The sequence below is a fragment of the Kitasatospora sp. NPDC004745 genome, assembly GCF_042873275.1.
Classification (GTDB): domain Bacteria; phylum Actinomycetota; class Actinomycetes; order Streptomycetales; family Streptomycetaceae; genus Kitasatospora.
On sequence record NZ_JBIALK010000024.1, the window covers coordinates 24,865 to 47,227 of the forward strand.

A 22,363-nucleotide genomic window follows, 5' to 3' on the forward strand; every position below is an offset into this window, starting at 1 on the left:
CGTCACCGCGAGGGGCGGCCGCCGCCGGCCAGGTCCTCCAGGACGGCCCGGGCCGCGTTGTGGCCCGGGATGCCGCTGACGCCCCCGCCGCGCACCGCCCCCGCCCCGCAGAGCAGCACGTCGGGGCGGGCGGTCGCCACGCCCCAGCGGGCGGCGGCGGTGCCGGCGGTGTCGGCGGTCTCGGTGCGGTACGGGAAGGCGAGGTCCCGGTGGAAGATGTGGCCGCCGGGCAGGCCGAGCTCCCGCTCCAGCTCGGGCGGCGTCCTGGCCTCCAGGCAGGGGCGGCCGGCGGAGTCGGTGGCCAGGCAGTCGGCGAGCGGTTCGGCGAGCACCTCGTCCACCTGGGCCAGCGCGGCGGCCAGGGCACGGTCCTTGGCGGCCGGGTCGGTGAACAGCCGGGCGGGCAGGTGCAGGCCGAACAGGGTCAGGGTGTGCAGGCCCTGGCGGAGCGCCTCGGGGCCGAGGACGGAGGGGTCGGTCAGGGTGTGGCAGTAGATCTCCGAGGGCGGTGCGCCGGGCATCCGGCCGGCCGCCGCCTCGGTGTGGGCGGTCTCCAACTGCCGGTAGCCCTCGGCGATGTGGAAGGTGCCCGCGAAGGCCTCCCGGGGGTCCGCGGCGGGGTCGCGCAGCCGGGGCAGCCGGCGGAGCACCATGTTGACCTTCAGCTGGGCACCCTCGGGGGCGGGCCCGGGGTGTTCGCCGAGCAGCCGGGCGAGCGTCGCCGGGGCGGCGTTGACCAGCACCCGGCGGCCCACCGCGACCGCCTCGCCGCCCTGGTGGCGGTAGCCGACCTCGGCGTCGCCGCGGCCGTCGGTGGCGATGCCGGTGACCTCGCAGCCGGTGCGGATCGTGGCGCCGGCCGCCAGCGCCGCCCCGGCCAGCGCCCCGGTGACGGCGCCCATCCCGCCGACCGGGACGTCCCAGTCGCCGGTCCCGTTGCCGATCACGTGGTAGAGGAAGCACCGGTTCTGGCGCAGTGACGGGTCGTGGGCGTGGGTGAAGGTGCCGATCAGTGCGTCGGTGAGGACGACGCCGCGCACCAGGTCGTCGGCGAAGGTCCGCTCGATCGTCTCGCCGAGCGGCCGTTCGAACACGGAGGTCCAGGCGTCCTCGTCGGCGACCCGCCGGCGCAGTTCGGCGCGGGTGGGCAGCGGCTCGGTGAGGGTGGGGAACACCCGCCGGGCGAGCCGCCCGGTCGTCTCCTGGAAGCGCTGCCAGGCCTCCCACTCCCGGTCCGTGCCGGTCAGGGCCCGGAACGAGTCCCGGGTGCGCCCGGGGTCGGACGCGTCCACCAGCAGCCCGGTGGGCTTGCCGTCCCGGACGGCGGGCGTGTACGAGGAGATCCGCCGCCGCCGCAGCTCCAGCCGCAGCCCCAGGTCGGTGACCACCTTCCGGGGCAGCAGGCTCACCAGGTACGAGTAGCGCGACAAGCGGGCGTCCACGCCCGCGAAGGCGCGGGTGGAGACCGCAGCCCCGCCCACCCGCGGCAGCCGTTCCAGCACGAGCACCCGCAGCCCGGCGCGGGCCAGGTAGGCCGCCGAGACCAGTCCGTTGTGCCCACCGCCGACGATCACGACGTCGTACCGGGGTGACGCGTTCGTGTTCATCCGGCCACGCTACGCCACCCCGGCGGCCGCGGACAGGGTGCCCGGCGACGCGACCGGGCTCCCCCGCGGAGGTGCGCGGGGGAGCCCGGTCGGCGGGGGGAGCCCGGTGCGGGCCGGCCGGTCAGCGGCCGCCGCGGACGATCTCCACCGAGAACCCGCGGTCGGTGGGCAGGGAGGGCGTGCGGATGTGCGTCACCCCGGTCGCCGGGTCGTGGTACCAGCCCGAGGGGGCGGCGTCGAGCGCGGCCGCCGAGTCCAGCCGGGGCAGCGGGCCGCCCCGGGTGACGACCAGGCGCGGGGCGTCCTGGCCGTGCACGGTGAAGCGGTAGGAGCGGGCGGCCGGCTTGCCGGCGTACGTCCCCGTGCTGGCGCCGACCCGGACGCTGGTGACGGCGCGGTCGGCGTGCACGTCGACCCGCTGCGTCGCCGAGGAGCCGGCGGCGAACTGCCGGGTGACGCCGTCGTCCTCGTACAGCGTGTACGAGGAGTCGCCCTTCGGGTAGAGGTCGTAGTCGAGCTCGCCGCGGTCGCGGTCCTGCCAGGAGAGCGTGCCCTTGGGCCACATCGGGACGATGGCGCCCCCGCGGACGAACAGCGGCAGGGTGTCCAGCGGGGCGGCGTAGCCGTCGATCGTGGTGGGGCCCTGGTAGGTGCGTCCGGTCCAGTAGTCGGTCCAGGTGCCCTCGGGCAGGTAGATGCCGTTGCGCACCGAGGTGTCGGAGTAGACCGGGGCGACCAGGAAGTCCGGCCCGGCGAGGAACTCGTAGGTGGCGTTCGGGCCGAGGGCGGCCGGGTCGTGCGGGTACTCGAGGGCGAGCGGGCGCACGGCGCCGACGCCGGTCCGGGTGGCCTCCGCGGACAGGGTGTACATGTAGGGCAGCAGCCGCTCCTTCAGCTGCAGGTACTTGCGGTTGATCGAGGTGTAGGGCTCGCCGTCCAGCCAGGGCTGCTGGTCGCGCTGCTCCTTGCCGGTCATGTCGCGGGCCCAGCCGTCCATGGTCATGACGGTGGGCAGGAAGGCCTTCCACTGCAGGTCGCGGGTGTACATCTGCGGGTCGCGCCGGAAGATGGAGCCGATGTCGCCGGTGTTGTAGGCGATGCCGGACATGGTGGCGCCGGCGTAGGTGGGGATCTGCCAGCGGATGTAGTCCCAGGACAGGCTTTGGTCGCCGCTCCAGAGCACCCCGCAGCGCTGGGCGCCGGCCCAGGAGACCGGCAGCCAGACGAAGCCCCGGGCGTCGCTGCTGTCCTCGATGCCGGCCTTGGCCTGGTCGCAGGCGTTCAGGGCGAAGTCGTAGCCGTTGCCGACCCAGGCGACGTCGAGCTTGCGCACCCGGACGCCGGCCTTGACCTCGGCGGCCTGGTCGGGAAGGCCGTTCTGGGTCCAGAGGCCGAGCTGGGCGTGGTCCTTGCGCAGGCCCTCGCCGGTTCTGGCGAGGTCCTCGTAGCCGCAGCCGTAGCCGTCGTTGACGAGCATCCAGCCGAGCGGCATGCCGTGCTGGACGTAGCCGTCGGCGACCTTGAGCGCGTCCAGGGTGTGGCGCTCGCCGCGGTTGGCGTTGTGCAGGTAGCAGTCGGAGTCGCCGGGTTCCAGGCCGTAGACGGGCGGCATGAAGGGCTTGCCGACGAGGGCGGTGTAGCGGCCGATCACCGACTTGACGTCACCGGTGAAGTAGTAGGCGTCCAGGCGGCGTTCCTGCTGCCCGGTGTGCACGGGGGAGCCGAAGTCGTAGGTGCCGGGGGCGAAGGTGTTGCGGAAGACGCCGTAGCCGGCGGTGGAGACGTAGAACGGCTGGGAGTTGTTGTAGCCGCCCTCGTTCCAGTTCGAGCTGTTGGCGACGTGGATCGTCCGGTCGCGGTGGGAGAAGGAGCCGTTCTGCTCGCCGCCGCCGAAGAACTGCTCGTCGGGGCCGCGGACGAGGCTCTGCCGCAGCCCGCCGGTGCTCCAGCGCAGCGGGGCGGCCTCCTGCCAGAGGGCGGTGCGGTCGTCGGCCTTGTACAGGCCGAAGCGCAGCGGGTGCTTGTAGACCCGCAGCACCAGGCCGGGGGAGCGGATGCCGTAGTACGCGCCGGCGTCGAAGGTGCTCGTGTTCCGCTGGGGTGCGGGCTGGGTGCGGACGATGGTGCGGCCGGCCGGGTCGGTGAGGACGCCGTCGGGGGCGGCCTGCAGCCGGAGCTGGTCGTCGGCGAGGAAGTCCACCCGGGCCCTGAGCGCGCCGGCGGCGATGTCGTAGCCGCCCTGGGAGCCGGTGAGGGAGGTGAGGTCGCCGGCGTCGGCGGTCTGCGGCAGGTAGGCCCGGCCGGTGAAGGAGCCGCCGTGCACGTCGTAGGGGACGACCAGGACGTGGTAGGTGCCGGCGGCCTTCGGGATGACGGTGGCCTCGGGGTCGGCGGTGCCGGCGCTCTGGGCGACCTCCTTGCCGGCGTCGTCGTAGACGTACAGGTCGAAGTCGTCGGTGGGGTTCTGCCACTGCACGGAGACCGGGACGCCGCCCTCCGGGTTGTCGTCCCAGTAGCCGGCGGGGACGGTCACGGTCAGGTCGAAGCGGTCGCAGACGGCCCCGCCCGGGTCCTGGGCGGCGGGCGGGCAGGTGCCCGGGCCGCCGAGCGTCCCCTTGGCGTACTGGGCGCTCTGCCAGGTGACGCTCTGGTGGTCCTGGTCGAGGACGGCGGAGCCGGGGGTCGCGGCGCGGGCCGGCAGGGCGGGCCCGGCCACGGCGGCGATGCTGGTCAGGGCCACGCCGAGGGCGGCCCGGCGTAAGCGCTGGCGAACCTGGCGCACGGTGGGTTCTCCCGTCGATTGCGCAAGAGATGTTCACTTGCTGCGCGAAGTTGCTTGAAAGTAGGCAGTTTCAAGCAGCTTCACAGCTATCGCCGGGACATGTCAATGGCGGCGCCGCCCGTCGGCCCCGGGTCTGACCGGGGTCGGCGGACGGCGTCCGGGGCCGGGCGGGTCCGTCAGGCGCTCACGCCCACGGTGTGGCCGAAGGTCTCCGGGGCGGCGACGAGGTCGAGCATCGCCCGCGCGACGTCGGACCGGCTGACGGAGCTGGTGGGCGGGCCGGAGTCGACGCTCCGGCGGTAGTGGCCCCGGCCGGGTCCGTCGGTCAGTCGCGGCGGCCGGACGGCCGTCCAGTCCAGACCGCTCGCCCGCAGGACGCGCTCCATCGCCTCCAGGTCGGTGTAGACGTCCCGCAGGAACGCCCGGAGCAGCGGCGAGAGGATCCGGCCGGCGAGCACGGACTGGCCGGCCCCGGTGCGGTTGAGCGGCGCCGCGCTCACCGTGAGGATCCGGCGCACCCCGGCCTCGGTCATCGCCGCCACCACCGCCCGGGCGGAGGTCGAGGCGGGCTTCAGCGGGTCCGAGCGGCCGTTCGCGCCGATGCCGGAGAGCACCGCGTCGGCCCCCTCGACCACGGGCTTCAGGGACGCGGGGTCGAGGGCGTCCGCCCGGACGACGGTCAGCCGCTCGTGGCGGAGCGGCAGTCGCGCCGGATCGCGGACCGCCGCCACGACCTGGTGCCCGTCGGCCAGGGCGTGGCCGACCAGATGGCGTCCGACGCCTCCGGTGGCGCCGAGAACAGTGAGTCGCATGACTGCTCCCAGGGGGTGAGTGAATGCTTACTTCGATGGTGGGTGAGTGCTCACCCACCTGTCAAGGTAGGCTGGCGCCCGTGAACCGAGACGGTGCGGATCGAGACGACGGCAAGCGGGGCGACGGGGGCCGGGACGGCGCGGGCCGGGGCGACGGGGGCCCGGGCGGGCCGGCGGCCGCCGCGCCGCTGACCGGCGGGGCCCTCACCCGGGCGCGGGTGCTCGACGCCGCGGCCCGCCTGATCGCCACCGTGGGGCTCACCCGCACCACCACCAAGGAGATCGCCCGGGCCGCCGGCTGCTCCGAGGCGGCGCTGTACAAGCACTTCCGCGACAAGGAGGAGATCTTCGTCCGGGTGCTGCGCGAGCGCGCCCCGCGCCTCGCCGACGCGGTGGCCGACCTGCCGGGCCGGGCCGGCCTGGGCTCGGTCGGCGAGCACCTGGAGGAGGTGGTCCGGGTCGCCGTCCCGTTCTACCGGCAGTCCTTCCCGATGGCCGGATCGCTGTTCGCGAGCCCCGAGCTGCTCGCCGCCCACCGCGGCAAGCTGGGCGACGCCGGCCCGCACAACGTCAGTGCCCGGCTCGCCGACTACCTGCGCGCCGAACAGCGGCTGGGCCGGGTCTCCTCCGCCGTCGACCCGGACGCCGCCGCCATGCTGCTGATCGGGGCCTGCTTCCACCGGGCCTTCCTGGAGCTCTTCTACGCCGCCGAGGCCCCCGCCGAGGCGCTCCGGCCGGCCGGGGCCGAGGAGTTCGCGAGGGCGACCGTCCGGGCCCTGCTCGACGGGGTGCTCCCGCCCGGCCCGTCCGGCCTCGCGGACGCGTCCGGCTCGTCCGGCCCGTCCGGCCCGTCCGACCCCGGCGAGGCGCCCGGCCCGTCGGGCGCCTCCGACGCGCCGTAGGCCCTGCGGACCGCCGGCACCCGCCCGTGGGCCGGGATCCGCCGACGGTCCGTCAGACCACCAGCCGCAGCCGGTTCTCCGCCACGCCGACCCGGACGCTCTGCCCCCAGGTCAGCTCCAGGGCGTCCGACTCGACGCCGTCGCCGAAGGCCACCAGCCGGTCCGACTCGACGGTCAGCACCAGCCCGCGGCCGTCGTCGAGCACGCCGTGCACCCGGCTGGTGCCGGTGGTGGGCGAGGGCCAGGCCTCGCGGACGAACCAGGCGAGCGACGGCGCCACCGCCTCCGGCAGCGGCACGGGGCCGCCGCGCTCCAGCCAGGCGGAGCGGCACCAGCCGGTGGCCCCGGTCCCGGTGCCGATCAGGACGCCCGAGGAGGCCTGCGGCTCGGCCTCCTCCCCGTCCACCGCCAGCCGGTACCGCGCGGTCTGGTGGCCGGGCTGACCGAGGTACACCTCGTTGAGCGCGAGCAGCCGCTGGGTGTCGTCCGCGACGGCCTCGACCATGGTGCGCTCCTCGACGTGCCGGTCGCCGCCGCGGGCGACGGCGGCCGCCAGCAGGACGGGCAGTGCGGAGGCGCGGTGGCGGACCAGGATGCCGGGGTTGCGGCCGGGATCGGCGTCGACCCCGATCACCGGCTGCCCGTCGAGGTACTTGGCGGCGTTGGCGACCAGCCCGTCCTGGCCGACCACGACCACCACGTCCCCCGGTTCGAACAGGAAGCGCGGCAGGTCGGCGCGCTCGACCCGGGTGCGCCGCCAGTCCAGCGGGACGGCGGCGGCGGCCCGGGCCAGCGCGGCGGCCTGCCGGTGGTGGCGCTGCTCCACCTCCTCGACCGAGCGGCCGCGGGAGGAGAGGAAGAAGGCGGCCTGCCCGGGCGTGCCGTGGTGGGCGAGCAGCTCCTCGTACTCCGTCCGGCGGTGCACCAGCACCGCCCGGGGGGCGAGGCTCACCGGTCCGTCCCGCCCGCGGGGCCGCCGAGCTTGGCCAGCAGCCCGGTCAGCACGTCGGGGGTGAGCGTGATGCTGTCGATCTGCGGCAGGTGCTCGGCCAGCCGCATCAGGGCGAGGGCCCGCAGCACGGCCGGGTCGGCCTGCTGGTGGGCGGTGAGCCAGGCCGCCTCGGCGGCGGCGCGGGCGTCGCCGAGGGCGCGGGCGGCGTCCGCCTCGGCGCCGGCGAGCCGGATACGGCGTTCGGCCTCGGCGTCGGTGCGGACCCGCCCGGCGACGGCCTCCTCCTCGGCCTGGAGCCGGCTGTTGGCGCCCTGCTGGGCGAGCAGCTGTTCCTCCCGGCGGGCGAGTTCGATCCGGTTGGCGAGCTCGTTCTCGGCGATGCCGCGCTCGTGCTCGACGGCGACGGCGCGCCGTTCGAAGGTGGCCCGGTCGGCCTCCTGCTGGACCAGCTCCCGGGCGGGCGTGCGCAGGGCCCGCTCCACCTCGGGTTCGGGGCGCAGGGCGACGACCCGGACGGCGATCACGGCGAGGCCGGTCTCGGCGATCCGGGGTTCGGCGGCGAGCCCCTCGGCCATCCGGTCCCGCACGGCGCTGACGCCGTCGACCAGGGCGGCGGCGAGGGTGGTGCGGGCGAGCAGTCCGAGCGCGTGCTGCTGGGCGGTCTCGGTGAGCAGGGTGGCGAGCTGGTCGAGCGGGGCGGCGCGCCAGGCGCCGGTGTCCGGGTCGATGCCGAAGTCGACGCGGCTCGCGGCGACGGCGGGTTCGGTGATCCGGTAGGTCAGCGTGGCCTGCACGGTGACGTCCTGGAAGTCGGAGGTGCGGGCGTGGAAGAGCATGGCGAGCTCGCGGTCGTCCACGGGCACCTCGGAGAGGGCGGCGGTGAGCGGCCGGAACCAGAACGCCAGGCCGGTGCCGTCGTGGACGACCTTGCCGCGGTTCAGGTGGCGGATGTGGGCGGTGGGGACGGCGCGCAGGTGGCGCAGTCCGAAGCGTCTGGTGATGTCGGCCATGGGGAGGAGCACCTCTTCTCGTCATGAGGACGATAAAGGTCCCGGGTGCATCTCGTCAAGATGACGAGAAGGGGTGGTGAGGGCCCGTCGCGCACGTCCGCCAGGCCCGCTGACGAGCGATAACCTGGGGAGGCCGGGGCAGCGAGCAGGCCGGCCGACCCGGGAGGAACGAGAGTGGTGGACGAGACGCGGGGCCCCGCCCTGATCGGCCGGCGGCGGGAGACCGGGCTCCTGGAGGCCGCCCTGGTCCGGGCGGCCGGCGGCGCCGGCGGCACCGCCGTGCTGCTGCGCGGCGAGGCCGGGGTCGGCAAGAGCACCCTGCTGGCCTGGACCGAGCGGCAGGCGCGCGGACGCGGCTTCACCGTCCTGCGGGCCGTCGGCGCCGAAGCGGAGACCGACTTCGCGTTCGGCGCGCTGCACCAGGCCGTCTGGGCCCTCCTGCGGCGCTCGGACGGCCTGTCACCCCACCAGCGGGACACCCTGGAGAGCGCGCTCGGCGTCCGCGCCGGCACCCCGAGCGGCTTCGCCGTCGGCGCCGCCACCCTCGCGCTGCTGGGCGACGCGGCGCGCACCGCCCCGGTCCTGCTCCTCCTGGACGACCTGCACTGGGTGGACTCCTCCAGCGCGGCCGTCTTCGCCTTCCTGCGCCGCCGCTGCGCCGAACTGCCCCTGGTGATCGTCGGGGCCGGCCGCCCGGCGGGTTCGGCGGCCTCGAGCTGGTCGGACGAGCCGGTCGACGTGCGCGCGCTCGACCGGGCCGACGCGGCGGCACTGCTGGCCGACCGGCACCCGGGGCTGGCCGCGACCACGGCCGACCGGGTGCTGGCCGAGGCCGTCGGCAACCCGCTGGCACTGGTCGAACTGCCCCGGCAGCTGGCCGGCGCCCAGCAGCGCGGCGCCGCCCCGCTGCCGGACCACCTGCCGCTCGGGCGCACGCTGGAGCGGATGTTCGCCGAGCGGCTCGGCGGGACGACCCCGGAGGCCGGCCGCCTGCTGCTGCTCGGCGCGCTGGCCACCGGCGCGGACGCCGGTAGTGGGTGGCTGAGCGCCCTCGCGGACGAGGACGCCCGCCGCAGCCTGGAGCGGATCGAGGCCGACGGGCTCGCCCGGCTCGACCCGGCCGGCCGGCTGGTGTTCCGCCACCCGCTGGTGCGCAGCGCGGTGGTCGCGGGCGCCTCCGACGCCGACCGGCGCGCGGCCCACCGCACGCTCGCCGCCGCCCTCGCCCCGGACGACCCGCGTCGGCTGGTCCACGAGGCCTCGGCGGCCCTGTTCCCGGACGCCGCCCTCGCCGACCGCCTCCAGGAGGTCGGCCGCCGGCTGGCCCGCCGCGGCGGCGACGCGGAGGGCGCGCTGCTGCTGGAGCGCGCCGCGGCCCTCAGCCCGGACCCGGCCGACCGCGCCCGCAGGCTCACCTGGGCCGCCGTGATGGCGGCCCGCGGCGGGCAGCTGCGGCACAGCGCCGAGCTGGTCGCCGGGCTGTCCGGCGCACCCGTCCCGGCGGACGTCGCCCCGCTGTTCGCCTACGCCCGGGTGTACGTCGACCAGAGCCACCGGGTCGACTTCGCGTCCTCCGCGGCGCTGCTGCCCGCAGCCCTCGACGCGATGACCGCGCCGGGCGCCGACACCTTCGGCGGGCTGGTCGAGCAGGTCTACTTCAAGCTGCTGCTGTCCGCCACCCACACCGACGACCCCTGCGCCTGGCGGGCCCTGGAACGCCACCGGGGGAGCGTCTCCGAGGCGGGCCGGCTCTGCCTGCGGGCCTGGACCGACCCGGACCCGGCGGTGGCCGGGGAACTGCGCGCCGTCGCCGACGGGATGACCGAGGAGCAGGAGGCGGGCGCCTCCTGGCTGCTGCTGTGGACCGCGTCGGCGCTCGACTGCCCCGGCGGCGACCTCTGGCAGCGGCTCACCGGCCTGCACGGCTTCGCCACCCAGGGCTCGGTGGCGAAGGCCAAGTGCCACGAGGACTTCCTGCTCGGCCGCTGGGAGCAGGCCGCCGTCTGCCTGCGCGAGGCGGCGGTCGCGGACGAACTCGGCTACCACGCCAACGCGCTGATGTTCCGCTACTACCACGCCCAGTTCCTGGCCGGCCGCGGTGACGAAGAGGGGCTGCGAGAGGTCGAGCGGGCGATCGGGCCGACCGCCACCCGGGCCAGGATGCGTTTCGTCCTCGACCGGCTCGCCCACCTGCGGGGCCTCGCCGCCCTCGCCCACGGGCGGTACGAGGAGGCGTACGCGCAGCTCGCCCCGGTCGCCCCGGGCTCCGCAGTCCCCCCGGCGGCTCCGGCCGAGCGGCCGCCCGTCGGGCCGCCCTGGCGGCACGCGCTGGTCCTCGACCTGGTGACGGCCGCCGTGCACACCGGCCGCCACGCCCAGGCGCGGGCGCACCTGGCGGCCGCGCGGGCCGTCGGCGCGGCCGGGATCTCCGGCCACCACGCCTTCCTGGTCGCGGCCGCCGCCGCGGTGGCCGCCGACGACGCCGGTGCCGACGAGGCGTACCGGGCGGCCTTCGCCGTACCCGACGCCGAGCGGTGGGTGTTCGACGCCGCCCGGCTGCGGCTCGCGCACGGCTCCTGGCTGCGCCGGCGGCACCGGCCGGGCGCCCGCGAGGTGCTGCGCGCGGCGTACCACGCCTTCCGCCGGCTGCGGGCCGACCCCTGGGCGCGGCGCTGCCAGGAGGAGCTCCGGGCCGCGGGCGAGCAGGTGGCGCCCGAGCCGGGCGGCCCCGCCGCGGCCGCCGAGGAGGGCGCAGGCCCCGCGGCCCTGACCGGGCAGGAGCTGCGGATCGCCCGGCTGGCGGCGACCGGCCTGACCAACAAGGAGATCGGCGGGCTGCTGCAGCTGTCGCCGCGCACCGTCGCCGCGCACCTCTACAAGGTCTTCCCGAAGCTCGGCATCACCTCGCGGGCCGCGCTCGCGCACGCCCTCGGCCCCGGCTGACCGGCCCGGTCCTGTCCTCCCCGTGCACCGTGCCCGGCCCCGGGGCGCACCGCCGCGACGGGGCAGTCAGATGACCTAACCCGGCGTCCGACCCGCGGAGCAGGCTGGCCGCGCAGGGCTTCGGGGAAAGGGCGGCCGGGTGGGCTGGCAGGTGACGACCGCGTCGGTGGCGGACGGTGAGAAGGCGGCGTTCTGGGGCGAGGCGGTGTCACGGACGGTGGTGCCGGTGGAGGTGGTCCCGCTCGCCGCGCGGCCGTTCGACGGCCGTCTGGCGTCGCACCGGCTCGGGTACGTCCGGGTCTCCACGCTGGAGGCGGACGCGGCGCGGGTGTCCCGGACCGCCGGCCTGATCGCCCGGTCGCGGACCGAACCGCAGGTGGGCGTCGGGGTGCAGGTGTCCGGGCGGGCCGTGCTGGAACAGGACGGCCGACGGGCCGAGGTGGCCGGGGGCGGGCTGGTGCTGTACGACACCGCGCGGCCCTACTCGCTCGACTATCCGGAACGCTTCCGCACCCACCTGTTCCACCTGCCGCGCCGGCTGCTGGGGGTGTCGGAGGGGGAGCTGCGGCAGGTGGCGGGCACGGCCGTCACGCCCGGCGAGGGGTGCGGCTCCGTCCTGCTGCCCTTCCTGGGCACGCTGGCGGCGTCCGCCCACTCCTACCCCGCGCCGATCGGCGACCGGCTGGCCGGCAGCGTGGCGGACCTGCTCAGCACGCTCGTCGGGCAGCTGACCGGCCGGGCGGTGGAGGAGCCGGAAGCCCCGAACGACCACCTGGTCCGCCGGATCCGCGCGCACATCGACCGCCACCTGCAGGACCCGGGGCTGTCGCCGGAGAGCGTCGCGGGCGCCCACCACATCTCGGTGCGCTACCTGCACCGGCTCTTCGAGGGCGAGGGGCTGACGGTGAGCCGGTTCGTCCAGCGGCGCCGGCTGGAGGCCTGTGCCGAGGAGCTGGCCCGCCGCGGGCGCACCGCGCCGACCGTCTCCTCCGTGGCCCAGCGCTGGGGCTTCGTCAACCCGGCGCACTTCAGCCGGGCCTTCCGCGCCGCCTACGGGGTGTCGCCGCGCGAGTGGCGGGCGACCGGGGGCGGCACGGCCGGCTGACCGGTCGCACGCCGACGGCCGCCCCCCGGTCCGCCCCGGCGGGAAATCCGTGCGCGGACAGACCAGGCGGGGCGGCCCGCCCGCAGTACGGTCGAGCGGCGCGTCGGCGGCGGGGGCCGCGGGCCGACGCCCCGCCCGGTGCGCACCGGGCTCCGGCCGTGGCGCCCGTCGGGCGCGGCGGCGTCCATCCGTCCACGCCAGGAGATCAGCGTTGTCCGACACCACCACCCCCTCGCACGGCGGCCGACCGGTGCTCGACCGGGCGCTCCAGGAGTTCCTGGACGCCCGGGCCGGGAGCCCGGCGGCGGAGCTCCCGGACCTCGGCTTCCTGGCCGCGGAGGACGGCCCGGCCCCGACGCCCGGTCCGACGGCGGGGCCGGCGTCATGGCCGGGGGAGCCGGCCGGGCGGCTGCCGGGGGACGGCGGAGCGGACGACCCGTACGGCACCACCACCCGCTGGTTCGAGCTGCCCTGCGGGCCGACCGGGCGGGTGCGCGTCCAGGTCACCAGACCGGCCGGCACCGTCGAACCGAGCCCGGTGGTGCTCCTCCTGCCCGGCCTCGGCTGGGCGCTCGGGGACGCCGCCTCCTACCGCCGGCTGATCACCGAGTTCGCCCTGGGCGCCGACGCCGCGGTGGTCTACGTCGACTACGCCGCCGCCCCGCTCGCCCGCTACCCGGTGGCCGTCGAGCAGTGCCACGCCGTCGTCCGCTGGATCCACGCGCACGGCGACCTGCTCGGCCTGGACGGGCGGCGGATCGCCGCGGTGGGGGACTCGGCCGGCGCCAACCTGGTGGCGGCGCTGACCCTGCTCGCCCGCCGGCACGGCGACGCCCCGCTGCTGCACCAGGTGCTGGTCTGCCCGGTGACCGACGCCGACCTGGACACCCCGTCCTACCACCGCTACGCGACGGGCTACTTCCTGCACCGCGACCACATGCGCCGCTTCTGGGACGCCTACGTCCCGGAGCCGGAGCGGCGGCTGGAGCCCACCGCCGCCCCGCTGCGGGCCGGGCTGGACCAGCTCGCCGGGCTGCCCCCGGCGCTGGTGCTCACCGCCGAGGCCGACGTCCTGCGGGACGAGGGGGAGGCGTACGCGGCCAGGCTGCGCGCGGCGGGCGTCCCGGTGGTGGCGACCCGCTACCAGGGCGCGGTGCACGGCTTCCTGCTGCTCGCCGGCCACTGCCCCACCGGGACGGCCCGCGCGGCGCTGATCCAGGCCGTCGACACGGTACACGTCGCCCTGCACCGGCACTCCTGGTGACGACCCGCCGGGCCGGCGGGGGCGTTCCGGTCCGGGCGGCGGGCGAAGTTCCTCCTGTTGTTCCTCCTGGTCCGGGGCACCGCTGCGGGGTGTGATGGAGGAGCCGGCGGGCGCCGTCCCCGCGCCCGCCGCCCTCCCCGCCCGTGCCGCCGGACCGGCTGGTCCGACGTGCCCGACAGCCGTCGTAGGAGCGTTGATGACTGTCGTCCTCGACACCGCCCCGATCCCGCCCGCCGAACGCGCCGAGTACTGGCACGAGGCGGTCTCCCGCACCTTCATCCCGCTGGACGTGTCCCTGCTCGAGGCCGAGCCCGCGGCCGCGACCATCACCAGCCGGCGGCTGGGCGCACTGCAGGTCTCCCGGGTGCGGGGCGGCCCGCAGCGGGTGGTGCGCAGCGCCGGCCTGATCGCCCGGGGCGGTGAGGACCACATCACGCTGGCCCTGCAGCACCGCGGCCGGGCCCGGCTGCTCCAGAACGACCGCCAGGTGCCGCTGGACCCGGGCACCTTCGCGATCTCCGACGCCGGCCGGCCGTTCGTCAAGGAGCTCCCGGAGCACTTCGAGTTCACCGCCTTCCACTGGCCGAGGACGGCGGTCGGCGTCTCCGACGAGGACCTGCGGGTGCTCACCGCGACGGCCTTCGACGGCTCCGCCGGCACCGCCGGGCTGGTGGCCGCCTACCTGGAACGGCTGGCCCGCTCGGCCGGGGAGCTGGAGCCGGCGGTGGCCGGCCGGCTCGCCACCACGGCGCTGGACCTGCTGGCCGTGCTGGCCCAGGAACGCCGCGGCCGGTCGGCCCCGCCGGCCCCGGAGGCGGCGCTGGCCACCCTGGCGCGGATCAAGGACCACATCCTGCGCCACCTGGGGGACCGCGACCTCGGGCCGGAGCGGATCGCGGCCGCCCACCACGTGTCGGTGCGCTACCTGCACAAGCTCTTCCGCTTCGAGGGCGTCACGGTGGTCCGCTGGATCCAGCGCCAGCGGCTCGACATGTGCCGGCGCGACCTGGCCCGCCCGGCCGCGGGGCGGCCCACCGTGGCGGCGGTCGCGGGCCGCTGGGGGTTCGTCAGCGCCAGTCACTTCAGCCGGGCGTTCCGGGCCGCCTACGGCGTCTCGCCGAGCGAGTGGTCGGCGAGTACGGCGGCGGAACCCGCCCTGCGGGCCGGGCTGCCCCGCCCGGTGGCCGGGCCCGGCGCGCCCACCCGCCGGGACGGCGCTTAGGGACGGTCGGTCCAGTCGGCGAGCAGGGCCGTGGCCTCGGCCTGCCGGACGGTGTCGCCGGCGGTGTCCGCGGCCGCCCGGGCCTCGCGCGCCGCGGCGACCGCGCGGTCCCGCTCGCCGAGGGCGTCCAGGGCCCGGGCCTGCCCGACCGCGGCGATGCCGGTCAGCATCGGGACGCCGACGCGGTCGCTCACCCGGCGGGCCTGCGTGAAGGCGGCCTCGGCCTCGGCCGGTCGGTCGAGGCCGAGCAGCGCCCGCCCCTTGCCGATCAGCGCGTTGGCCGTGGTGAAGTCGACGATGTGCGCCGCGCCCGGCGCGGTGGCGGGGTCGGCCAGCAGCCCGAGGATGGTGTCGGCGGTGGCCAGCGAGTCCGCCTCCGCGCCCTGCCGGTGCTGGGCGGCGGAGAGCGCCATCAGCGCCTGCGGGTGGCCCTCGCGGTCGCCGGCCGCGGCGAACAGCTCGGCGGAGTGCCGGGCCCGCCGGACCGCGGTGTCGAGGTCCCCGAGCCGGTTGGCGGCGCTGGCCGCGTAGAAGCGCGCCCAGGCCTGCTGGACGGTGTCCCCCGCCCGGTCGGCGAGGTCCGCGGCCTGTCCGGCGGTGGCGAGCGCCTCGCGGGGGCGGCCCAGGCAGGAGAGTTGCGCCCAGGCGAGGTAGTTGGTGTGGGTCGCCTCCGCGGCGGTGTCGCCGAGCGCGCGGGCGGCGGTGCGGGAGAGACCGAACACCTCGGGCCAGTGCCCCCAGTACGTCCAGCGGTCGGAGAACCAGTGCATGGACTCGGCGGTCCGCACCACCTCGGGGTGCCGGCCCTCCACCGCGGCCCGCCGCAGTGCGGCGAGCCAGTTGGCGCTCTCCGCCTCCAGCCACAGCTGGGCGGCCCGCGGCGTGGCGAAGGCGCTGCCGGGCCGGGGGCCGTCGGGCTGGAAGCACTGGCCCGCGGCGGCGGCGGTGTCGAGCAGCCAGCGGTGCAGGGCGGTGTCGGCGGCCAGGCGCTCCTGCGCGCCCTCCTCCTCGTCGAGCCGCTCGCGCGCGTAGAGGCGGAGGAGGTCGTGGAACAGCATCCGGTCGCCGGCGGTGGTGCCGAGCAGGCCGAGTTCGAGCAGTTCGTCCAGCATCTCCTCCACCGGGCCGGGACGCAGACCGGTGAGCACGGCGCCGGCGGCGGCGTCGAAGTCCGGGCCGGGGACGAGGGCCAGGCGGCGGAACAGACGGCGCTCGGGCTCCCCGAGCTGCTCGTAGGAGAGCCGGAAGGCGGAGCGGATCCGCAGGTCGCCGGCGGCGAGGCGGTGGAGCCGCAGGTCCTCGTCGTCGAGGCGGTCGGCGAGGTCGCGGGCGTCCCAGGCGGGCCGGCTGAGCAGCCGGTTGCCGGCGATGCGCAGGGCCAGCGGCAGGTGTCCGCACAGGTCGGCGACCCGGGCCAGGGCGGCGGGGTCGGCCGGGTGGCCGCCGCCGGCCGGCCGGTCGTCCCGGGCCGGGTGGTCGTCGCGTTGGGCGAGGATCGCGCCGAGCAGGGTGGTGGCGGACTCGGCGGGCAGCGGCTCCAGGACGAGGCGCCGGGCGTGTTCGATGCCGGTGAGCGAGCGGCGGCTGGTGACCCAGACGGTGCCCCGGCCGGGCCCGGGCAGCAGGGCGCGCAGCTGGCCCTCGTGCGCGGCGTTGTCCAGGACGACGAGGGCGTCCCGCTCCCGCAGCAGGCCGCGGTAGAGCGTCTGGCGTTCGGCGGTGTCGACCGGGAGGTCGCGTTCGCGCACCCCCAGGGCCCGGAGCAGGCTCGCCAGGGCGTCGTGCGGGGGGACCGGGTCGGTGTCCAGTCCGCGCAGGTCGAGGAAGAGGCAGCCGTCGGCGAAGCGCTCGCCGAGGGCCCGGCCGGCGTGCAGGACGAGTGCGGTCTTGCCGAGGCCGGGGGCGCCGGAGACGATCGACACCCGGTGCGCCCGGGGGTCGGTGGTGGTCCGGGCGAGCCAGTCGGTCTCGGTCGCACGTCCGGTGAAGTCGGGTACGGCGGGAGGGAGTTCGCAGGGCCGGGCGGTGACGGCCGGCTGCCGCCGGCGGCCGGATCGGGCGGCGGCGAGCAGGGCCGCGGCGTCGTCCGGGGGGAGGCCGAGGGCGGTGGCGAGGGCGTCGACGGTGCGGGGCTGGGGGCCCCGGCTGTGGCCGCGTTCCATGTCGCCGATGGCTCGCGCGCTGACGCCGGAGCGCTCCGAGAGCTCCTCCAGGGTCAGCGTGGCGGCGTGCCGGTGGGCGCGCAGCAGCGGCCCCAGGGCCTGCGGCGCCTGCTGGTCCATGAACCCCCCAACTGTTGAAAGATCATCATACAGAGGGGTATGGGCGGTTGTGCCGCCGCGGCGACGACGGGGGCACACGGCTGAAGGGCCGCCGGACGGCGGCCCTTCAGCGGTCCCGGCCCGCGGCTCAGGCCACCGGCGGCGCCCACGGGGCGTCGGGGGCCGAGACCCGGTGGGCCGTCACGGCGGTGGCCAGCAGCAGCGCCGAGGCGAGCCCGAGGGCCGCCACCAGCAGCCCGTGCAGGACGAGGACCCCGCCCGCGACGCCGCCGAGCATCATCGCCAGCGCGGAGAGGATCCGCCGGCCCGGGCGGGGCGCACCGCCCCCGGCCGGAGCCGAGTCGGCGGCGAGCCCGGTCAGCGTCAGGGTGAGCACCGTGGTCGTCAGGTCGGGCACGCCCAGCCGCCGGGCCACCGCGTTCTGCAGCCCCATGCCCAGCCCCAGCAGCACGATCAGTGCGTACCCGGCGCCGCCGGACGCGGTGGCCCCGGTGCCGGAGGCGGCCGCCGTGGCGGTGGCGGCGGCGGTCAGGACGGCCTGGACGGCGGCGGCCCGGGCCAGCAGGCGCCCGCGGTGCGCCGCCAGCCGGGTGCCGAGCCGGCCGCCGGTGAGCGCACCGGTCAGGAACGCCGCCAGCGAGACCAGCGAGGCCGGGACGGACAGCCCGGAGGCCCCCGCCAGGGCGAACCCCAGGAAGACCACGTTGCCCGTCATGTTCGCCACGAAGACGTGCCCGAGGCCGAGGTAGCTCACCGCGTCGACCAGACCGGTGGCCACCGTCAGCAGCAGCATCAGCGGCGGCAGCGGGCCGTGCCGGTCCGCCCGGGGCGGCCGCACCGTCCGCAGCGCGTCAGCCAGCAGGGCGCGCACCGGCGGCCGCCTCCTCCCCGGTCGGGGGGCGGTGCAGCACCGCCCGGGTCAGCAGGCCGCTGGCGAGGCCGAGGGCGACGGCCAGGGCGGACAGCCAGAGCGGCCACCCGGGCAGGCCGAGCGCGTGGTCGGCGGACCACCGGCCCGGGCCGGTGAGCGCCAGCGAGCCCGTGACCACGACCAGCACCAGCGGGTACTCGTAGCCGTCGTCCTGCACCCAGAGCCCGTTCGGGCGCTTGACGGTGATCGCCACCGTCATCACGCCGATGGCGACCATGGCCGCCAGGGGCGTGAGCGCCCCCAGGGCCAGGAACAGGCCCGAGCCGATCTGGCCGGCCCCCGCGGCGAGCGCGGTGAGCGGGCCGCCGAGGAAGCCGTCGTGCCGGAACTCCTCCGTCCCGCCCGCCAGGCCGTGGCCGCCGAGGCGGTGGCTCACCTTCTGTACCCCGTGCCCGGCGATGAGCAGGCCCACCACCAGCCGGAGGACCAGCAGTCCGGTATCCATCGTGTCCGCTTCCTGTTCCTGTCCCTGGTTCCTGATCGGGTGTCGCGCGCCGGCGGGGCTCAGCCCGCCGCGTGCGCCCCGATGACGGTCTGCGCGTAGACGACGCCCAGGCCGTACGCGCCGGCGTGCTCCTTGACGACCTCCATGACGGCGCCGTACGTCTCCGCCCGGGCCCAGTCGCGCTGCAGTTCCAGCAGCACCTGCACCCAGGTCACCGGGACGGCGCCGCCCTGCGTCATGCGCTGCACGGCGTGCTCGTGGGCCTGCGGGGAGACGCCGCCCGAGGCGTCGGTGACGACGTACACCTCGTAGCCCTGGGCGAGCATGGAGAGCACCGGCAGCACCAGGCAGACCTCGGTCCACAGGCCGGCGATGACGACCTTCCCGCGGCCGGTGGCCTTGACGGCGTCGACGACGGCCCGGTCCTCCCAGGCGTTCATCGAGGTGCGGTCGAGGACCTCCGCGTCGGGGAAGACGGCGGCCAGCTGCGGCAGCAGCGGGCCGGAGAAGGACTCGGCGGCGACGGTGGTCAGCACCACCGGCACGTCGAAGGCCCTGGCGGCCTTGGCGAGGCCGACCGTGGCGTTGATGATCGCGGTCCGGTCGCCGCTGCCGGTGCCGAAGAACATCTGCGGCTGGTGGTCCACGAAGAGGACGACGGCGTTGTCGGGGGTCAGCAGGTCCGGGCTCGGGGTGGCGCTGACCTGGTTCGCGTCGAACATGGGGGTTTCCCTTCGGTCGGGGGAGCCTCCACGCCGGTGGGGTGGAGGAGGTCGGGGTGGGGCGGTCCGGGGAGCCGGACGGCGTCAGAGCAGGAAGCAGGGGTCGAACGGCTGGGCGTGCTCCGTCAGGTCGCCGCGGTCCGCGCGCCACCGGCGCTGCAGCTCCGACTCGGCGACGACCTGTCCGAGCAGCTCCGCCTGGCGGGCGCCCGCGCCGCCGGTGCCCGGGTGGTGGGCCTGGTAGCCGCCGAAGCGGGCGACCGGGCTCCAGTCGGGGCTGACCGGCGGGAGCTCCTCCGCCATGCCCTCGTACTCGGCGGCGGCGTGGACGATCCGGCCGCCGACGACGGTCAGCACGGACTCGATGTGCGGGATGTCCGGCTCGGGGACGGTGAAGTAGTCCGCGGAGAGCACCGCGAGGTCGGCGTAGCAGCCCTCCCGGAGCACGCCCTTGACGTCCTGCTCGCCGGTCAGTTCGGCGCCGGCCCTGGTGTACAGGGCGAGCGCGGTCGCACGGTCCACCCGGTTCCGCGGCGGGCGCGTCGCCTGCCCGCCGACGGTGCGCCCGGAGACCAGCCAGTGCAGGGCGACCCAGGGGTTGTAGGAGGACACCCGGGTGGCGTCCGTCCCGGCGGCCACGGTCAGGCCGCGCTCCAGCATGGCTCGCAGCGGCGGGGCCCCGGCGGCGGCGTCGGCGCCGTACCGGCGGGCGAACGCCCCGCCCTGGAAGGACAGCCGGTTCTGCACGGAGAGCGAGCCGCCGAGCGCCGCGATGCGGTCGAGGCTGTCCGGGGAGACGGTCTCGGCGTGGTCGAAGAGCCACCGGTTGCCGGCGGGGAAGAGCCCCTCCGCGGCGAGCCGTTCGAACACCGCGAGGTCGCGCCGGATCGTCTCGTCGTAGGTGGCGTGCAGCCGGAAGCCCCAGCCGTGCTCCATGAGCAGGCGGACGGCCTTCTCGAACTCGGCTTCGTAGGGGCCGAGTTCGGGCCGCGGCTCGGCGAAGTTCTCGAAGTCCGCGGCGGCCCAGGTGAGGTTCTCGCCGGCCCCGTTCAGCCGCAGCCAGGCGTCGCCCTCGCCGGGGCGCACGGTCGCGACCCAGCGGGCCAGGTCGTCGAGCTCCTGGCCGGGGGTCTGCGGGAACAGGTGGTAGGCGATGCGCAGCGACAGCAGGCCGTCCCGGGCCAGTTCGGTCACCGTGCCGTAGTTCTCGGGGAAGTTCTGGAAGCCCCCGGCCGCGTCGATCGCCGAGGTCAGCCCGAACCGGTTCAGCTCGCGCAGGAAGTGCCGGGTGGAGGTGCGGCGGTCCTCGCCCTCCAGGGCCGGGGCCTTGGCCAGGGTGGAGTAGAGGACGAGCGCGCTCGGCGCCGCCAGCAGCACGCCGTTGGGCTCGCCGCCCCGGCCGCGGACGATCTGGCCGCCCCTGGGGTCGGGCGTGTCACGGGTGTACCCGACGGCCCGCAGCGCCGCGCGGTTGAGGATCGCCGACTGGTAGAGGTGCAGCACGAACACCGGGGTGTCCGGCGCGGCCTCGTTCAGTTCGGCGGGCGTGGGCAGCCGCTTCTCGGCGAACTGCTCGGCCGACCAGCCGCCGACGACCCGCACCCACTGGCCCGCGGGCGTGCGGGCGGCCTGCTCGCGGAGCATCGCCAGGGCCAGGCGCAGCGAGGGCACGCCGTCCCAGCGCAGTTCCAGGACGTAGTTGAGGCCGCCCCGGATCACGTGCAGGTGGGCGTCGTTGAGGCCGGGCACCATCCGGCGGCCCAGCGCGTCCACCACGACGGTGGACGGCCCGACCACGGCGGCGACGTCGGCGTCCTCGCCCACGACGGTGATCAGCCCGTCGCGGACGGCCAGGGCGCCGGCCTGCGGGCGGCGGGCGTCCCCGGTGTGGATCCGCGCGTTGCGGACGACGACGTCCGCGGCGGCCTCGACGGCGCGCGGGACCAGCCCGCCGACCGGCATTGCAGGCACCTCGACTACCTCCTGTGGTGGCTCCGGACCGCCGGCCCGGCGCGGGCGGCGGTGGTGGCGGCCGGACGGGCCGGGATGTACGGGGGCGGCCCGTCCGACCGCCTGACACGACGTTAAGTCGCCTCCGCACAACGGAGTTGGCGCTCCGTGCACCGCCCCCGTCCCCGGAGCGCACCGGTCCCGGCCGGGGTGCGCGGGCCGGCCCGCGGGAGCCCCGGGAACGCGACGGAGCCCCGTACCGGGCGTCCTCGGGGGGACGTCCGGTACGGGGCTCGGGGCTCGGCCGGTCGGGGTGCGGTGGGGGCGGTCGGCGGGCCCGCCCGTGCGGTGACGGGCCCGCGGGGGAGTCACCCCGCCGCGGCGGTCACTTCGCCAGGAAGGCCAGCAGCGCCGCGTTGACCTCCTCGGCGTGGGTCCAGAGCAGGCCGTGCGGCGCGCCCTCGATCTCCACGTACTCGGCGGAGGGGAGCGCCCGGTGGAACGGGCGGCCGGTGTTCTCGACCGGCAGGATTCGGTCGCCGGTGCCGTGCAGGATCAGGGCGGGCACGTCGACGCGCGGGATGTCCGCCCGGAAGTCGGTGTACCAGGTCGAGGGCGCGGCCGAGGCCGCGAAGGAGCCGCCGCTCGCCGCGGTGTTCCAGCTGTTGCGGACGGCCTCCTCGCTGATCCGGCTGCCGAGGTTCTCGTCGAGGTTGAAGAAGTCCTGGAAGAAGTCGCGGTAGTAGGCGTAGCGGTCGGCCTTCACCGCTGCGACGACGCCGTCGAAGAACTCCTTCGGGGCGGCGCCGTCCGGGTTGTCGTCGGTCTTGAGCAGGCAGGGCTCCAGGGAGGCCAGGAAGGCGACCTTGGCGATCCGGTCCGAGCCGTGGGCGGACACGTACCGGGCGACCTCGCCGGTGCCCATCGAGAAGCCGACCAGCACGGCGTCCCGCAGGTCCAGCGTCTCCAGCACGGTGTGCAGGTCGGCGGCGAAGGTGTCGTAGTCGTAGCCGGTGGTCGGCTGGGAGGACCGCCCGAACCCGCGGCGGTCGTAGGTGACGACCCGGTACCCGGCGTCGAGCAGGGCGGCGCTCTGCCGCTCCCAGGAGTGCCCGTCGAGGGGGAAGCCGTGGATGAGGACGACCGGCTGACCGGAGCCGTGGTCCTCGTAGTAGAGCTCGATGGCGGCGGTGTTCTCCTGGCCGACGGTGATGAACGGCATGGTGCGTGCTCCCTCGGGGACGGGGTGGGGTGGTGACGCGCTCCACGCTAGGAGCGGGCGGGCCGGGCGGTTTGCCCCTGAGGGAACGGCCTGTGCTCCCGGAGCGCCGTGCTGCCGGGGCCGCCCGACGCTCCGTCGGCCGGCGTCGGAAACGGGTGTCGCCCGGGGCGCCGGAACTCCAGAATGGGAGTCGGCTTCGAGGCGGGGGGACC

General features: G+C 76.5%; 16 protein-coding genes. 5 read left to right on the forward strand and 11 right to left on the reverse strand.

Annotated elements, in window-relative coordinates; genetic code table 11:
- Positions 1-2 precede the first annotated feature (2 nt).
- The 3 genes from ACFYUY_RS30595 to ACFYUY_RS30605 form a co-directional block, all read right to left on the reverse strand.
- Positions 3-1,607: a phytoene desaturase family protein gene (locus ACFYUY_RS30595; protein WP_387905453.1), complete on the reverse strand. Its 1,605-nt coding sequence runs from the start codon at positions 1,605-1,607 to the stop codon at positions 3-5.
- 121 nt (positions 1,608-1,728) lie between these two features.
- Positions 1,729-4,389 carry a TIM-barrel domain-containing protein gene (locus ACFYUY_RS30600; RefSeq protein ID WP_387905456.1) on the reverse strand — a complete coding sequence of 887 codons (2,661 nt, stop codon included), beginning with the start codon at positions 4,387-4,389 and terminating at the stop codon, positions 1,729-1,731.
- Between the two features lie 176 nt (positions 4,390-4,565).
- The gene (locus tag ACFYUY_RS30605; protein WP_360209580.1) at positions 4,566-5,201 is read right to left on the reverse strand and encodes an SDR family oxidoreductase; all 636 of its coding nucleotides are present in this window, start codon (positions 5,199-5,201) and stop codon (positions 4,566-4,568) included.
- A gap of 188 nt (positions 5,202-5,389) precedes the next feature.
- Between ACFYUY_RS30605 and ACFYUY_RS30610 the strand changes: the two genes are divergently transcribed.
- The gene (locus ACFYUY_RS30610) at positions 5,390-6,103 is read left to right on the forward strand and encodes a TetR/AcrR family transcriptional regulator (RefSeq protein ID WP_387905646.1); all 714 of its coding nucleotides are present in this window, start codon (positions 5,390-5,392) and stop codon (positions 6,101-6,103) included.
- Between the two features lie 52 nt (positions 6,104-6,155).
- Here ACFYUY_RS30610 and ACFYUY_RS30615 read toward each other — a convergent pair whose 3' ends face one another.
- Together ACFYUY_RS30615 and ACFYUY_RS30620 are read right to left on the reverse strand one after the other, a co-directional pair.
- Positions 6,156-7,055: a hypothetical protein gene (locus tag ACFYUY_RS30615; protein ID WP_387905459.1), complete on the reverse strand. Its 900-nt coding sequence runs from the start codon at positions 7,053-7,055 to the stop codon at positions 6,156-6,158.
- Positions 7,052-8,065 carry an SPFH domain-containing protein gene (locus ACFYUY_RS30620; RefSeq protein WP_360209585.1) on the reverse strand — a complete coding sequence of 338 codons (1,014 nt, stop codon included), beginning with the start codon at positions 8,063-8,065 and terminating at the stop codon, positions 7,052-7,054. Before ACFYUY_RS30620 ends, ACFYUY_RS30615 begins: the two co-directional genes overlap by 4 nt.
- A 177-nt stretch (positions 8,066-8,242) precedes the next feature.
- Here ACFYUY_RS30620 and ACFYUY_RS30625 point away from each other — a divergent pair, with 177 nt between their 5' ends.
- From ACFYUY_RS30625 to ACFYUY_RS30640, 4 genes are all read left to right on the forward strand, one after another.
- On the forward strand, positions 8,243-11,008 hold the full coding sequence (locus ACFYUY_RS30625) for an AAA family ATPase (protein WP_387905461.1): 2,766 nt from the start codon (positions 8,243-8,245) through the stop codon (positions 11,006-11,008).
- A 151-nt stretch (positions 11,009-11,159) separates the two neighbouring features.
- Positions 11,160-12,113: a helix-turn-helix domain-containing protein gene (locus ACFYUY_RS30630; protein WP_360209591.1), complete on the forward strand. Its 954-nt coding sequence runs from the start codon at positions 11,160-11,162 to the stop codon at positions 12,111-12,113.
- A gap of 211 nt (positions 12,114-12,324) precedes the next feature.
- Positions 12,325-13,377: an alpha/beta hydrolase gene (locus ACFYUY_RS30635; RefSeq protein WP_387905463.1), complete on the forward strand. Its 1,053-nt coding sequence runs from the start codon at positions 12,325-12,327 to the stop codon at positions 13,375-13,377.
- Between the two features lie 196 nt (positions 13,378-13,573).
- The gene (locus ACFYUY_RS30640; protein WP_360209597.1) at positions 13,574-14,599 is read left to right on the forward strand and encodes a helix-turn-helix domain-containing protein; all 1,026 of its coding nucleotides are present in this window, start codon (positions 13,574-13,576) and stop codon (positions 14,597-14,599) included.
- Here the strand turns inward: ACFYUY_RS30640 and ACFYUY_RS30645 are convergent.
- From ACFYUY_RS30645 to ACFYUY_RS30670, 6 genes are all read right to left on the reverse strand, one after another.
- Positions 14,596-16,881 carry an ATP-binding protein gene (locus ACFYUY_RS30645; RefSeq protein WP_387905466.1) on the reverse strand — a complete coding sequence of 762 codons (2,286 nt, stop codon included), beginning with the start codon at positions 16,879-16,881 and terminating at the stop codon, positions 14,596-14,598. The genes ACFYUY_RS30640 and ACFYUY_RS30645 overlap by 4 nt on opposite strands.
- Positions 16,882-17,008: 127 nt before the next feature.
- A complete protein-coding gene (locus ACFYUY_RS30650) occupies positions 17,009-17,752 on the reverse strand; it encodes a YoaK family protein (protein WP_387905469.1) in 744 nt (247 codons plus the stop codon).
- Positions 17,733-18,257, reverse strand: a complete 525-nt coding sequence (locus tag ACFYUY_RS30655) for a DoxX family protein (protein WP_387905471.1) — start codon at positions 18,255-18,257, stop codon at positions 17,733-17,735. The genes ACFYUY_RS30650 and ACFYUY_RS30655 overlap by 20 nt, the downstream gene beginning before the upstream one ends.
- Positions 18,258-18,316: 59 nt before the next feature.
- Positions 18,317-18,979 carry a hydrolase gene (locus ACFYUY_RS30660; RefSeq protein WP_360209607.1) on the reverse strand — a complete coding sequence of 221 codons (663 nt, stop codon included), beginning with the start codon at positions 18,977-18,979 and terminating at the stop codon, positions 18,317-18,319.
- Positions 18,980-19,063: 84 nt separating this feature from the next.
- On the reverse strand, positions 19,064-20,941 hold the full coding sequence (locus ACFYUY_RS30665) for an amidohydrolase (protein WP_387905649.1): 1,878 nt from the start codon (positions 20,939-20,941) through the stop codon (positions 19,064-19,066).
- Positions 20,942-21,314: 373 nt separating this feature from the next.
- Positions 21,315-22,151, reverse strand: coding sequence for an alpha/beta hydrolase (locus tag ACFYUY_RS30670; RefSeq protein ID WP_360209610.1), 837 nt, complete (start codon positions 22,149-22,151; stop codon positions 21,315-21,317).
- Between the last annotated feature and the right edge of the window lie 212 nt (positions 22,152-22,363).

Bases quoted from the DNA above. Each gene is read 5' to 3' on its own strand.
- ACFYUY_RS30595 (WP_387905453.1), bottom strand. From the start codon at position 1,607: ATGAACACGAACGCGTCACCCCGGTACGACGTCGTGATCGTCGGCGGT.
- ACFYUY_RS30605 (WP_360209580.1), bottom strand. From the start codon at position 5,201: ATGCGACTCACTGTTCTCGGCGCCACCGGAGGCGTCGGACGCCATCTG.
- ACFYUY_RS30620 (WP_360209585.1), bottom strand. From the start codon at position 8,065: ATGGCCGACATCACCAGACGCTTCGGACTGCGCCACCTGCGCGCCGTC.
- ACFYUY_RS30640 (WP_360209597.1), top strand. From the start codon at position 13,574: ATGACTGTCGTCCTCGACACCGCCCCGATCCCGCCCGCCGAACGCGCC.
- ACFYUY_RS30645 (WP_387905466.1), bottom strand. From the start codon at position 16,881: ATGGACCAGCAGGCGCCGCAGGCCCTGGGGCCGCTGCTGCGCGCCCAC.
- ACFYUY_RS30655 (WP_387905471.1), bottom strand. From the start codon at position 18,257: ATGGATACCGGACTGCTGGTCCTCCGGCTGGTGGTGGGCCTGCTCATC.
- ACFYUY_RS30660 (WP_360209607.1), bottom strand. From the start codon at position 18,979: ATGTTCGACGCGAACCAGGTCAGCGCCACCCCGAGCCCGGACCTGCTG.
- ACFYUY_RS30665 (WP_387905649.1), bottom strand. From the start codon at position 20,941: ATGCCGGTCGGCGGGCTGGTCCCGCGCGCCGTCGAGGCCGCCGCGGAC.
- ACFYUY_RS30670 (WP_360209610.1), bottom strand. From the start codon at position 22,151: ATGCCGTTCATCACCGTCGGCCAGGAGAACACCGCCGCCATCGAGCTC.